This is a genomic window from Emticicia sp. C21, from assembly GCF_003418935.1.
GTDB lineage: Bacteria > Bacteroidota > Bacteroidia > Cytophagales > Spirosomataceae > Emticicia.
In genome coordinates, this window is sequence record NZ_QVMT01000004.1 from 486,174 (window position 1) to 499,939 (window position 13,766).

Annotated in this window: 10 protein-coding genes and 1 pseudogene; 8 read left to right on the forward strand and 3 right to left on the reverse strand. The window is 38.1% G+C overall.

The window, feature by feature from the left end:
- Nucleotides 1-153: 153 nt before the first annotated feature.
- The gene (locus D0T08_RS12570) at nucleotides 154-2,592 is read left to right on the forward strand and encodes an exonuclease domain-containing protein (RefSeq protein WP_116982992.1); all 2,439 of its coding nucleotides are present in this window, start codon (nucleotides 154-156) and stop codon (nucleotides 2,590-2,592) included.
- Between the two features lie 59 nt (nucleotides 2,593-2,651).
- On the opposite strand, the gene D0T08_RS12575 is transcribed toward D0T08_RS12570, so the two are convergent.
- Nucleotides 2,652-5,621: a 3-coathanger stack domain-containing protein gene (locus D0T08_RS12575; protein ID WP_158561256.1), complete on the reverse strand. Its 2,970-nt coding sequence runs from the start codon at nucleotides 5,619-5,621 to the stop codon at nucleotides 2,652-2,654.
- A 453-nt stretch (nucleotides 5,622-6,074) separates the two neighbouring features.
- Between D0T08_RS12575 and D0T08_RS12580 the strand changes: the two genes are divergently transcribed.
- The 4 genes from D0T08_RS12580 (at nucleotide 6,075) to D0T08_RS12595 (ending at nucleotide 9,619) form a co-directional block, all read left to right on the forward strand.
- Nucleotides 6,075-6,686 carry a hypothetical protein gene (locus D0T08_RS12580; RefSeq protein WP_116982993.1) on the forward strand — a complete coding sequence of 204 codons (612 nt, stop codon included), beginning with the start codon at nucleotides 6,075-6,077 and terminating at the stop codon, nucleotides 6,684-6,686.
- 80 nt (nucleotides 6,687-6,766) lie between these two features.
- The gene (locus D0T08_RS12585; RefSeq protein WP_147322769.1) at nucleotides 6,767-7,279 is read left to right on the forward strand and encodes a hypothetical protein; all 513 of its coding nucleotides are present in this window, start codon (nucleotides 6,767-6,769) and stop codon (nucleotides 7,277-7,279) included.
- Nucleotides 7,280-7,427: 148 nt separating this feature from the next.
- Nucleotides 7,428-9,203 (forward strand): hypothetical protein, encoded by a 1,776-nt coding sequence (locus D0T08_RS12590; protein ID WP_229238953.1) that lies wholly within the window; start codon nucleotides 7,428-7,430, stop codon nucleotides 9,201-9,203.
- Nucleotides 9,204-9,211: 8 nt separating this feature from the next.
- Nucleotides 9,212-9,619 carry a hypothetical protein gene (locus tag D0T08_RS12595; protein WP_116982995.1) on the forward strand — a complete coding sequence of 136 codons (408 nt, stop codon included), beginning with the start codon at nucleotides 9,212-9,214 and terminating at the stop codon, nucleotides 9,617-9,619.
- A 58-nt stretch (nucleotides 9,620-9,677) separates the two neighbouring features.
- Here D0T08_RS12595 and D0T08_RS12600 read toward each other — a convergent pair whose 3' ends face one another.
- The gene (locus D0T08_RS12600; protein ID WP_116982996.1) at nucleotides 9,678-10,079 is read right to left on the reverse strand and encodes an OsmC family protein; all 402 of its coding nucleotides are present in this window, start codon (nucleotides 10,077-10,079) and stop codon (nucleotides 9,678-9,680) included.
- A 178-nt stretch (nucleotides 10,080-10,257) separates the two neighbouring features.
- Between D0T08_RS12600 and D0T08_RS12605 the strand changes: the two genes are divergently transcribed.
- Nucleotides 10,258-11,121, forward strand: coding sequence for an alpha/beta hydrolase (locus D0T08_RS12605; protein ID WP_116982997.1), 864 nt, complete (start codon nucleotides 10,258-10,260; stop codon nucleotides 11,119-11,121).
- A 9-nt stretch (nucleotides 11,122-11,130) separates the two neighbouring features.
- Nucleotides 11,131-11,505 carry a DUF1801 domain-containing protein gene (locus D0T08_RS12610; protein WP_116982998.1) on the forward strand — a complete coding sequence of 125 codons (375 nt, stop codon included), beginning with the start codon at nucleotides 11,131-11,133 and terminating at the stop codon, nucleotides 11,503-11,505.
- Nucleotides 11,506-11,512: 7 nt separating this feature from the next.
- Here D0T08_RS12610 and D0T08_RS12615 read toward each other — a convergent pair whose 3' ends face one another.
- Nucleotides 11,513-12,286 (reverse strand): alpha/beta fold hydrolase, encoded by a 774-nt coding sequence (locus D0T08_RS12615; RefSeq protein ID WP_116982999.1) that lies wholly within the window; start codon nucleotides 12,284-12,286, stop codon nucleotides 11,513-11,515.
- A 279-nt stretch (nucleotides 12,287-12,565) separates the two neighbouring features.
- On the opposite strand from D0T08_RS12615, the pseudogene D0T08_RS27945 reads away from it, so the two are divergent.
- A pseudogene (locus D0T08_RS27945) lies at nucleotides 12,566-13,762 on the forward strand (serine hydrolase domain-containing protein).
- The last annotated feature ends 4 nt before the right edge of the window (nucleotides 13,763-13,766 follow it).

Here is a 13,766-nt window from a genome sequence, read left to right on the forward strand (position 1 = left end):
ATAATTTAATAATACGCTGAAATTAACTTGCTACAATTAAAAAAAATCACCTACATTTATTCTCCTTTCTATTGATATTCTCTTAAATCTGTTTTTTAACATTTACTAAATACATCTGCTTCTCATAAGACGTATGCTTAAAGAGATACTATCATGAAAATTCTTTTCTACGATACTGAAACAACGGGAATCCCCTCAAGCTTAGGACGTCGGTCTGAAAATCTTGAACGTTATCCATGGTTGCTTCAAATTTCTGCTATTCTCTATACAGAAGACAGTACAGAGTTAAAAAATATAGATTATTATGTAGAACGCAAGAATATGCGAATTGACAATTCTTATATTCATGGAATCACACCTGAAATACTGGAAAAAAAAGGCAAACCAATTGGTTATGTGATAAAAAAATTTGAAGAAATCTGCTCGGAAGCTGATTTAATTGTTTGCCACAATTATGCCTTTGATTCTACTATTGTACGGACGGAACTAAAGAGAAATAAGATACCGGATTTTCTTTCTAAAAAACCTTCATTCTGCACTATGACTGAGTGTAGCTGGCTTTCCAGAGGTATTTCTTTGCAAAATCTACATTATGAGATTTATGGTAAAAGATTTGATAACCATCATAATTCATTATATGATACAAAGGCAACTGCAGATTGTTTCTTTGGGATGATTAAGAACGGGTGGCTGGAAAAAAAGAATGGAACTTATCATTTCAACAGACCCAAAAATGCAATCGAATCTATACATGAACCTGACCTTGATATAGATAACAGTAAATTTTATAATGCTTTCTCTATTATTAACGAAAGCCAAAAGAACATTTTTCTGACAGGAAAAGCAGGAACAGGTAAAACCACTTTTCTGAAATACCTGAGACAAAAAACCTCAAAATACAGCATTACCCTTACATTTACTGGAGCTGCAGCAATCAATGCAGGAGGTCAAACCATTAACAGTTTTTTCCAGTTAGATCACAGACCATTTTTACCAGATGATAGTTCTCTGGATAAAGAAAAAATCTACAGTTTTCTGAGGTATACAACTAATAAAAGAGAAATACTTAATAAGTTAGAAATTATTATCATTGATGAAATATCGATGGTCAAAGCTGATACGATAGATGCCATTGATAAAATTCTGAGGATTTTTCGTAAAAAAGATATGCCATTTGGTGGTGTACAGATGATTTTTATCGGTGACTTATTTCAATTACCTCCTATTCAAGGTCCTGAATGGAATGTTGTTTCAGAATTCTATGATTCTCACTATTTTTTCGATGCCAAGATTATTCATAAGCTTATTGAAAGTAGTAATCTGGTTCGGATAGAATTAGATAAAGTTTATAGGCAAAAGGAGATTGAATTTATTGATATTCTTAATAGAATAAGAGTTGGGAACCATAGTATAGATGATTTGAACAGGCTGAACCAGAACAAGATTGGTATAGAAAATCTGAACAACCTGTTATCGGAAAACCACATTTTGCTTACCACTACCAACGCCAAAATCAACACTATTAATTATAAAAAGCTGGCAGAAATTGATAGTCCTGAGGTTCAATTTAACGGGCTCTCAGAGGGAGTTTTTCCTGCTGATTTGAAAGTTGCGCCTCAGCTTTTAAAGTTAAAAATTGGTGCACAGGTAATGTTATTAAAGAATACGGGCAGAAATTATAACGGCAAAATTGGTAAAGTTGTTAAGATTGCTGACGATTTTATTGAAGTGATTTTTGACGATGATAACGCCCCTATTAAGGTTGGTCTGGTTGTGTGGGAAAATATTAAATATACCTACAATAAAGAAAAGCACCTCATTGATGAAAATGTCGTTGGCACTTATGTACAGTTTCCGCTGAAACTTGCTTGGGCAATTACTGTGCATAAAAGTCAGGGTTTGACATTCAATAAGGTAATAGCCGATGTTTCAAAGGCTTTTTCTGTCGGGCAGGTTTATGTAGCTTTAAGCAGATGCACTTCTTTAAGCAATCTGAAACTAATTGGAGCTTTACAAAAAGAAGATATAAAAATTGACCAGAGGGTAGTAATTTTCTCAAAGAATCAAACGCCAGATGTCATTATTAAAGGCTATTTGAATGAGGGCAAAATTGACACATTATACGGCATTTTCAAAGCGCTTTTATTTGATACAAAAGTAGATGAAGTGTTTAAGATACTACAGAGTGCTGTTCATTCTAAGAATGATATCTTTTCTGCTGTTTTTATGGATTCTCTGCAGGAATATATACACAAGCACACTTACTATCAGCAATCAGTAATTAATCTTATCAAAGGAAGCAGTGAACTTGCAAATGGGGGTACAAACAACGATAAAGATACTAATAACAGCTCTTTGTTAAAAAATTACCTGGAAGAATTAATCGAAGCAATTTTACCTTTATCAGCAAAGTTAAAAAGCATATCAGAAGGTCTGAAAATGCTTAAGAACGAAGATTTGAGGTTCTCTCCTATGAAGCCTAAAATTGATAGGCATCTGGAATTCTGCATTGAGGTTTATAGGGAGAAATATACAGAATTTGCTAATGTAGATAAGGAATTGAAAGATTTAATGGCTAAATGGTTCCTTTAAATCTTTCAATTCTTATCTATTGCATTAGCATTCTTTTGTCAAGGCTCTTATCAAAATCTCTACTGCCCGCACCCACCAATATAGGCTCTGAAAGTGCTTCCATTCTGGGCTTCAAAACCTGCGTAAAGCGTGATAGAGTTACCTGCATTCATGGTTACTACTGAAGCAGGCAGTACCTTGGTAGCAGTGTTGTTTTGGGTCTGAATAACAGTAGCAGCATCATATTTACCGGCCTGTATATTCCCTGATAAAGTCCGGTTATTCGGGCAGGGAGCACCTGTCTCATCTACTAATATATTATCTAAAAATAGCCTGTTCCCATTCCCTCCTACATCTTCAAAGACTATCTGCACCGCTCGCCCGGCAAAGGCTGATAAACTCACCGTTTCCTTTCGCCACTGGTTACATGCAGTTGGTGTAAACAAGGAGGTTTGGTCGGGAACGGTGGCGAGGTCGCTGCCAGCTTTATCATATATGAGTTGTTGCGTGCCATCGCAGGCAACAACCCATACACGCAATCTATCAAATTTGGTGGCATTGTAGCGAGCATAGGCAACATCAAAAGTAAGTGTGGCTACATCCATATTGGTCATATCAATAATACGTCTCAATCGGTCTATTCTTCCGGTATTATCATTAGTCCGGTTATCAATCATAGCCGAATTGGTATGGCAAGTAGTACTTTGGGTAGTCCAGGCAGTAGCATCGTTATTCACGTTCTCGTTTATCCAGTTAGCTAAATTTGATGTAAACTTCTCATTTACTGCCTCGGCAATCTGTTTATTTGCATCGTTAGGATAAGCGTCATAAATGTCTTTTACTCCATCATTATCAGTATCTATCACTTTCATATGATTCAGCAGAGTTGTCAAGGCTTGTGGTGCATTCGTTGGCGAAGTTTGTCCTGCCTGATTCAGCGTACTTTCACCGTGACAGGAAGTACAGGTTCTTACCTCTCCGGGTCTGGCACTCAGCCATAAACGTTCGCGTACAATTCCTTTATTATTCTGGTCAGTTAATTGCCAGGTAATAGCACGCTTGGCAGGTACTACCATCGCTACTGACCCATCTGCATGGACATTGGCACTACCTTGTGCACCTGTAGTAGGCGGATTATACAACATGGCTGTCGGGTCGTGTAGAAACTGTGCAATACCTCGTCTTCCAGCCCTTGGAGAATCGATTCCACCGATACCTCTGATTTGGTCTGACTGCAAAAATTGTAAGTGCTTTACCTCATACAACGGAGTCGGATAAGCGGGGTTGACGGTCTGATGAGCAAAACCTGATACTTTCAGGTTAAAAGGTTGTTGCTCGTCTTCATCGTCACGGCTAGTTACATCACGAATAGCCAACACAGCCAGATTATTCCGGCGAAGAAATTTACGGAAATCATGCAGGTTTACTCCAGCGGTTGTGAATAAGGCTTGCTCTGATGGAGCTACGTGTTCAACACTGGTTGTTGGGTTTATAGGGCGGGGTCTGGCTCTTAGTTCAACCGGATAAGTTTCCCAGAGTACTCCATTGTAGGCCACAGAATCATCAGGGCTCCACCACCATACACTTTTAGTAATTCCTGCACCCGTCAAAGCCGTTGGGTTGGCTATAAAATAGCCGTTTGCGGTAGAATCTAATAATCGGATTCTGAAATCATAGTAACTAACTGGATAGTTTATCGTTCCGGTATTGTCTTCATATTTGGGCGATTGTGAATGAGCGGCTATCAGTTTCCCATCAGAAAGTGGAATCGGGTTACGATACATTCCTGAATGGTTAGGTGATGGTGGCGTATTGTTGTCTGGTACTCTTGTAGCCGGATGCGTAACATATTGAAATGTGATTTGTTCTGGATGGCGACCCGGGGGGGCATTTACTTTTACCACCATACCCGAACCATGAGTGCCAAACTCAGGGGCCTCTATTCCATAATACAAACCCGGAGTTATAGGTGACTCCTGAATATGAAACATACTGCGGATGGGTGTTGGGCTAATGGGGGTATAAAAATCATGCAGATTAGGGTCGTTGGTAAAATTCTGCGTCATATAATTTCCCATTTCATGCCTGCCCAGGTGATTGAGAATCTCTAATTCACTCCCATCTTCATTCATCATCCAGGGGTTGAAGATATTGAAGTTCTGTGGATTAGTGTTGGTCCATTGTGGTAATGCCAATAAATCATCACGACCTGGGCGAGGTTCGGGAAACACCTCTATATCTGTCGAATTTTCATATTTGATTGCACCTGCGGTTTCATCCGAAAAATTGAATGTACCGTATACCGGAGCTTCAGTGTCTGCATCCGCCTGTTGGTCGCGTTGCAGGTGATCCCATCTGGTAAAAATCACACGCCCTGCACGGTCAATAATAGGAGTAAAATCACCTGACGGTGAGTGGGTAAGCATATCCAGACCATCGGCCATAGAACAAGCCTTAGGGTCAAGTCGCCAGATACCTGTTACAATGGGGGATGATTCGTATTCGTCGTGCTGAGGATACAAATGCGCTGCTCCATTGCGAGGTCGGTCTGATATAAACAGAATACGGTCGTCGGTACCATAAATGGGCTGAACATTGTTATAGTTTGTTGGTTGGTTTGGCACTTTCGTAATAACAGGTGTTTCGTTCTGACCTAAACCTGTAATTTCATACAACTGCCAGAAATAAGTACCATATTGGTAGCGGTTAACAGAAGAGCCAATTACCATGCTGAATATGACTTTTGTGCCATCCCAATGCACTGATGGGTCACGAACAGCTATTGAAGTTGCTCCCTGAAAACCCATTTGCCCGTATCCTGCGGCTTGGGTCAGGTTTTTTAATGTTCCGTTTGGATACCTGATATATAAGTCGCCCCCCCTTGGTGCTGCGTCGATAGTACCCAAGTGATTTCCGAAAGTTTCTAACGAGCTTCCAAAGTCATTAGGGCTAGGAATTTGCGTACAGAAAACTATCGGATTGGGCAATGTTTGTGCTTTGGCAAATAAAGAACAAATAAATAATAGGCTAAGAGTAAAAATTCTTTTCATGGTTTGTCTTATTGGATGCTTAGGAAAAAAATCAGTAGCAAAGTTTAGTGTTTTGTATGACAATGCTTCAAAAACAGCAAGGTTTGTTATGAGTTTTTTACTAAGCGGTGGTTTTAAAGCGAGACTGAAAAATTCCGGAGGACCTCTTAAATATTGATAAGCAGTCGGAGCGAATGAATTTAATCAAAGCCTGTTGGCTCTATGGCCTAACACATATTTTCCTGAGAAAAATACGCAGGCATAAAGGAGAGTTGTTATGAAGTTTTTCATGGCTTAAATTTTCATCAAAGGAACAATGCACGATAATAAAAGTCAATCACGGTTTGCCGTGATTTTGCAGTTAATATAGCAAATAAGAGCTCATACTGTTAAAAGTCCTTAAAACGCGGGCAAGTCTATTATGTGTTTTTCTATTATGAGTATGTTTGCCCAATCAAACCAGAAAAACCTAAAATGAAGACTTTAATAACCATACTACTAGTTATAGTTTCTATTAATCTTTATGGGCAAATATCAAAGCCCCAATTTGATGGGCATGCCTGGAAAGCTCCTTACGAACTTCCAATTCCAAAAGGATGGACTATCGAGCGATTTCTTATTCCAATTAGTTTTGCTCCTCAGATTCCATACAAAGGTGTTGAAGATATTCGTTTTACTCCGGGCTGGAGCAAGGCAACCAGTGATGAATACTGGAGCTATGCGTTTTTGTGGTACCTTGATGGTGAAGTAAAAATGAATGCCTCTACGCTCAACAATAACCTGAAAGTTTATTATTCCGGCTTAGTAAAAAGTAATGGACGCTCACTCCCGAGAATTACCCCAGTTGTAACTTCATTGAAAGAAACAAAAAAAGATAATGGTGATTTACAAACTTATGTAGGTACAATTCAGATCACGGATTATATGTCTCAGGCTCCAATCATGCTAAACTGTAAAGCACATGTAAAATCTTGCCCGGGAGAAAATAAAACTTTTATCTTCTACGAATTATCACCACAATCTTTATCACATAAGGTTTGGTCAGGTCTTGATAAATTATGGATTGATTTTAGGTGTAAAAAGTAACACTCGGTTAAATAACTTACCTCAGGTAAAGCAGAATTACTTATCTTTGACTAAAGATTTATTTCTTAAATATCTGAATTATGAACACAACCTTTGTATGGTTAATAAAGATAATCTCTGTTATGGATATTATCTTGTTTACTTGTGCGGCTTATACTCCTAGGTTCCCTTTAGCTATTATAAATGATTCTACAGCTACTAAACAAAACTACCAGCAACAAAAGTCAAAATCAAAAAATACTTCTACTCATATTATTTCTACTAGGGTGGTATCTGACACTACTTTTACCCTTAAAATAGAAAATGATAAACGAGTAGTTGATGATGCTTTAAAAGCTAAGTTAATCCGTGAGTTAAAGGCTGTTATTGCCAAACATCAACTTAAAAAGCCTTACAAAGTTGCCATGGGTTTTACCAAGGGAGCCAGAGAAGTAGAGACTTTTCTGTTCGGAGAGCAGATTTTCTATACTATGGCCGAGAGCGGTTTTACTATTACAGGTATTCCCCTTGATATACCCGATGAAACACCTAATGCTATACCACAAGTAAAGGTAATTAACCATACAATATACATCATCCTTTCGAAGCTCTGATAGATCTTTCTCAACTACTATTTATCCCTTATATTTCTTGCCCAAAAATCGTTAGATAAATTTTTTTGCGGTTATTCTTGCCTATCTTTCTGTGTAAGTATGTCTTATGTGTAGCTTTCGCAAACAATTAATACATATTGATATACACATGAAAACAGTTAAACTTTTACTGCTCCTTTTGTTAAGCACGAATCTTCTTTTTGCCCAAGGCAATATCGAAGCAGTCAACCCTTCAACCTCACCTTCTGCTTTTGCTCTCAAAGGCGTTATTCCCGCATATAATGCTGGCGACAGTTCTGTTGCTGTGAGAGGTACACATAAGGCACTTTCTTCGTACGGTATAGGCGTATGGGGCTCTCATGCCGGGCAAGGTCTGGGAGTTTATGGTACGTCTGTAAGTGGCTCAGGTGTTACCGGTTCCAGTAACTACGGAATAGGTGTAAGAGGATTAATTTCAGGTACTCTAAAGACATCAATAGCAGTTCTGGGACAAATTGGTCTTACTAATCTTGGTAGAGCAGGCAGATTTGAGAATCTGAACGCCTCTAATGAAGATGCAAATACTTTTGAAGTTTATTCGATAGGAAACGGTAACATTCCGGATAATACTATGGGAAATGCGTCTTCATTTCATTTAGATAATACCAATAGTGTAGGATCAGCTGTAAGAGCTGAAGTAAATACTATTTTTGGAAACTTTGGTGCAGCAGGGGTATTTGGTGTCTCATCAGGGACAGGTGGTAGAGCCGGGTTGTTTTATGCCTCGAATCCTAGCGGGAATGGCGGTTCTCTTATTGCTTTGACGGACGGTAATGGGAATGCTATCACAGCTAATGCCGGTAAAGATGGCAATGGTGTAGAAACCAATATTGATGGCGCCGGAACTGCCTTATACGCTTGGGTACCAACATTTTCTGAGGGTCGGGCAGGTAGATTTGAGATATTTAATGAAGACAATGAAAACGAAGTAGTTTCAGTAAAAACTGTTGGAAATGGTACAGCTCTAAACGCTATAGTAGATAGAACAACAGGGACATCGCCAGCCGTAAAAGGAGAGGTAAATTCACAGTTTGCCAATTTTGGAACAGCTGGTGTGTATGGGGTATCTTCAGGAACGGGTGGCTATGCCGGTTTATTCTACTCATCTAATGTCGCTGGAAACGGTCCTGCGGTTTTAGCTTTGACAGAGGGTGCCGGTAATGGGATTACTGCGAATGCCGGAGGAAGTGGTGATGGAATTGAGGCATCCTGCGACGGAAGTGGTAATGCTGTTTCGGGCTTTACTCCAAACTTTGGTACTGGTAAGGCAGGCCGATTTGCTAATTTCAATACTAGTAATGCCCAACCTACAGTACATATCTCTACTAATGGTACTGGAAATGCTACCTTAATTAACCATACAGGTGCCAGCGGTAGCATAGCTGTATTTCAAAGTGCCAGTACTAATGTGGCCCGTATTAACAAAGCCGGAAGAGGCTTCTTTAATGGTGGCACGCAAAACAGTGGGGCTGATTTAGCTGAATTATTTGATGTAAGCGGCGATAGAGCCTCTTATGAAGAAGGAGATATTCTGATTATTTCGAAATCAGGCGACAGAGAGGTAGAAAAATCTAATAAGCCTTATTCATCTCTGGTGGCAGGTGTATATGCTACCAAACCCGGTGTGTTACTAACAGAAGAAGATATTGACAGTGATATAAGTGACAAAGTACCAATGGGTGTGGTAGGCGTAATCCCGACTAAAGTATGTCTGGAAGGTGGTGCGATTGAGCGTGGCGACTTATTAGTTACTTCTTCTATCCCGGGTGTTGCCATGAAAGGCGACCCAGATAAGGTAAAAGTAGGACAGGTGTTAGGCAAAGCCTTACAAGGTTTTAATTCAGCAACTATCGAAAAAATAAAAGTATTAGTAAACGTAAAATAAGACCAATCATGAAAAAGAAATTATATCTCCTATTAGTATTGATAGTAGGGCTATGTATTAATCTGAAAGCGCAAAAAACTACAACAGAAACACCCTTAAGAAAGCAGTTTGTAGAAAATAAAATTCCGGGTGCTAACTATGCACCAGTGGTTCAAACAAATTCAACAAAGAGCAAAGGGTTTGAAGGGTCAAGCCTAGCCAAACAAATAAGAGATGGTAAGGAGAATGGCATGAAGTATAACACTTCTGGCTCGAATGATGCTTCTAAAAATCAGGCGGCTTTCAATACAGACAAAACAGCCAAGGTAGCAAGCAATATGAGCACTACAGATCCAAAAGTTGAGAGAGAGAAAATACCAAACGAAACAGACTCGAAAGCGCCAAAAGTATCTAATCATGAAGAAAAGAATAACTGATAAGGCATAAATTTGTATTCTCTACAAGGCCTGAAATAATAATCATTTTCAGGCTTTTCTATAATTTAAGCTTCACACTTACTCCCTGCCTCAGTGTATTATGCACTTCGGCTAGGGTATCAACATGATTAATCAATTCGGCTATTTCTACGGGAGAGTGGTTGTCTGCCTCAATGCTTACCTCATAAGTGATGTTAGAGGCGGGCTCGCCCTCCTTACCGAATTCGCCTGATACGCTTACCTCTATATTTTCAATTTCCATTTGTCGGCGAGCGGCTTCTCTGTAAATATCATTACAAAAACAGGTAGCTAGTGACAGGAAAAGTAACTCCCCACCGTTCACAGCCGAACCACGTCCGGATGCTTTAACAGGGATATTGATATTTTGCTCATTACCATTCGTTACAACGTTAATGATATTTTCGTGTACTGTGTTTTTGATAGTTGCTGAAATAGTCATATAAATTTTCAAGGCTTTATGCGAAAACAGATTGATAGTAAAGCTACTATATCTTTCATATTTTTACAAAATTACCTGTTCTAAGTTTCCTCAAGTCTTTTAGTGTCATGATATAAAAGATAAATTTGCTTGAATCAGACAATCCTGTTTAAATTGTCGAATAAAAGCATTCCCCTAAATGAGATTCCTCAAAATTTATCTATTAAGTCTGTTCCCGATTATTGTTTTTGGACAAAATGAAAAGACTGCTACCAGGAGCAAACCTTTTGTATTGGGGCAAATTGATGAAATTCAATCAAAGCATTTATCAGAAAAAAGAATACTGAATATTTATCTGCCTGAGGGCTACAAACAAGAAGATACAACAAGCTATGCCGTTGTATATTTACTGGATGGCTCACAGGATGAGGACTTCATTCATGTAGTTGGGTTGTATCAATTCAATATGTTTCCCTGGATTGAGCGCGTTCCGAAGTCTATTGTTGTAGGTATTGCTAATGTTGATAGACGAAGAGATTTCACCTACCCTACCACCATTCAAAAAGATAAAGAAAAATATAAAACTACAGGCAACTCTGACAAATTCATCGCTTTTTTAGAAAAAGAATTGCAACCATATATAGAGAAGAGCTTTAAAGTTAATCAGTCGAAAACTATTATCGGTCAGTCCTTGGGTGGCTTATTAGCGACTGAGATTTTATTAAAGAAGCCTACTTTATTTAATAAGTATATCATTATCAGTCCGAGTATCTGGTGGGATAATGGTTCTTTGCTCAATCTTGACTCACCAATTCTTGAAGAAAAATTTACTCAACCAACTAAGGTGTATATTGGTGTGGGAAAAGAGGGACTTACTCCAACTGAAATTCCGAGAGTAATGGAAGTAGATGCGAATTTATTGGCTGAAAAACTCAGAAAAACCAAAAGCAAAAACCTGAAAATCTATTTCGATTATCTACCCCAAGAAGACCATGCTACTATAACCCATCAGGCGGTTTTTAATGCTTTGCGTTTGTTGAATCCTGTTCAAACTCATGACTAGACTAGCTTTATGGATATAAAAATATCAGACTTCCTGGCAAATTATAACGAAGTAGTATATAGGCGTGCAGTGCTTCTTCGTTCCGTCATTCTTGATACGTTGCCAAATGTAATAGAGCAATTGGATGTTCCGGCCAAAATGGTAGCGTATTGTTATGGTCAAAAATATGCTGAACTGATTTGTATGCTTATTCCCTCTAAAAAAGGATTAAAATTAGGATTTAATAGAGGTGTAGATTTAACTGACCCTCGTCTTTTATTAGAAGGCACAGGAAAAATCAGTCGTTATATTGAAATCAAACATGATGGACAGGTTCAATCTCCTGCGCTAAAGGCATTGCTTGAAAGTGCTTTAGAAGCTTACAAGAAGCGAATGGGTATTTGATTAATTTTTATTTCTTTAAGAACTTCATTACATAATCAATAATCTCTTTTCGCTGGGGTTCATTAGCATCATTGTCCATGTGGTTGTGAATGGTATCAGGTAATTTAATGATACTCATTCCGAATTGTTTTTGTTCTTTCTCTGTAGGTAAAACGTCTTCGTCAGCAGGTTGGTCGCTTGAACGTAGGGAGTAAATTTCAGGCTTTTTTGTGCGGGGCAAAGCCATTCTGCGATTATCTAAAGTAATCGCTTTGCTCACTAGATCAGGGTATTTATGGGCAAATAATGCCGTCATATCCCCACCGTTTGAATGCCCCATTAGTATTATATGCTTATAATCTAATTCCGGTTTTAGCTTTTTAAGTTCTTTCAGCACAAATAGAATATTTTCAGCTCCCCTCTCCCAATTAGACCGACGCACTATCTGTGGTTTACCTGTCATGGGCAAAAGGCTATCTGTTGGTAATTCATGTTGGATACTAGCGACAAAATATCCTTCTGATGCCAGATGATTGGTTAGATAAGAATACTCTAAATTCGCCCTACCCTGATTGGCACTGTAGCCATGGCTAAAGATAATTAATGGTAAAATCTTTACCTTTTTGTTTATTTCAGGTGAATAAAAGGCTACCGGAATGACACGCTTTCTGGCTTCATCAATCCAACGGACTGAATCTAATTTTACAGGATATTGAGATTGAGCAAATACAGTTTGCAGATTTAACAGACAAGTAAATATAAAGAGCAAACTCAGGACTAGTGAGTTAATAGCAGGTTTCATAAACTTTGGAATTAAGCACGTTTTCGATGATGCAATTTACAAAATTTGGGTCAGTAGTTAAAAAACACCTGCTATCTATATTTTTAACCACTTAAGAAGAATCTTTTGGGTGCTATCTGCAAAACTCATAAGTTTGGTTCCAATAATCAGCCTTCAAAAATGAAATTATTTGCTTCATTACTCCTTTGTTTCTTATTCATACAAAATACATTCAGTCAAAGCATTAATACCGCCCAATTGGATAGTTTATTCAATGCGCTTGCCAAAAATGAAGTAGCGATGGGTAGTCTTGCCATCAGTATAAATGGCAAAATACAATTCCAAAAGGCCATTGGATATGCTAATATTGATAGCAGAATTCCTGCTCAAATCACTACAAGATACAGAATAGGCTCGGTATCGAAGATGTTTACTTCAGTAATGATTTTTCAATTGATAGAAGAAAGGAAACTCAGTCTCGACCAAAAGTTAAGCCAGTATTTTCCAGACTTACCAAATGCTGATAAAATCACTATCAGCCATTTGTTATATCATAGAAGCGGGCTCCATAACTATACTGAAGGTACCGATTTTAAAGCATGGATGAATAAACCACAGACTCACGAACACATGTTGAATGTGATGAAAGGATTGAAACCTGATTTTGAGCCAGGCGCCCAAGTTTCTTATTCTAATACAAATTTCCTGTTACTCAGCTATATTATAGAAAAAGTCAGCAAAATGGCTTATGCACAAGCCTTATCTCAAAGAATCACTTCAAAAATCGGTTTGAAAGATACGTATTATGGTGGTGCAATAGATGTACAAAAGCATGAGAGTATATCTTATAAATTTGGAGAAGGCACATGACACAAAGAGAAAGAAACTGATTTAAGTATCCATAGTGGTGCAGGAGCGATTGTCTCTACTCCAACAGATTTGGTGAAGTTTATTGAGGCGCTTTTTAATAATAAACTTGTAAGTAAAGCCAGCCTGAATCAGATGATAAGCATGAAAGATGCGTATGGCATGGGGATATTCCCATTTGAGTTTCATGGTAAAACGGCTTATGGACATAATGGTAGGATCGAGGAATTTTATTCAGCAATAAGATATTATCCAGAGCAAAAAATGGCTTTGGCTTATTGTACCAATGGCATTCTATATCCAAGAGTTGATATATTAGAGGGTATTCAAAAAATCTGTTTCAATCTTCCTTATACTATTCCTTTTTCAAAACTTCTTATACTAAGCAATCAGGATTTAGATAAATATGTGGGTAAATACGCTTCTGACAATATGCCGATTGTAGTTAATGTCAGTAAAGAAGACACAAAGCTGTTGATAGAAACGCAGGGACAAGTTTTTGAAACTCAACCAATTGCTAAAAACTATTTCATGCACCCACAAACGGGCTATTTCTTTGAATTTATTCCCGAGAAGAATGAATTGATGATTAAAGAAACTGATAATGTATATATGCTAAAGAAAAAATAAAATT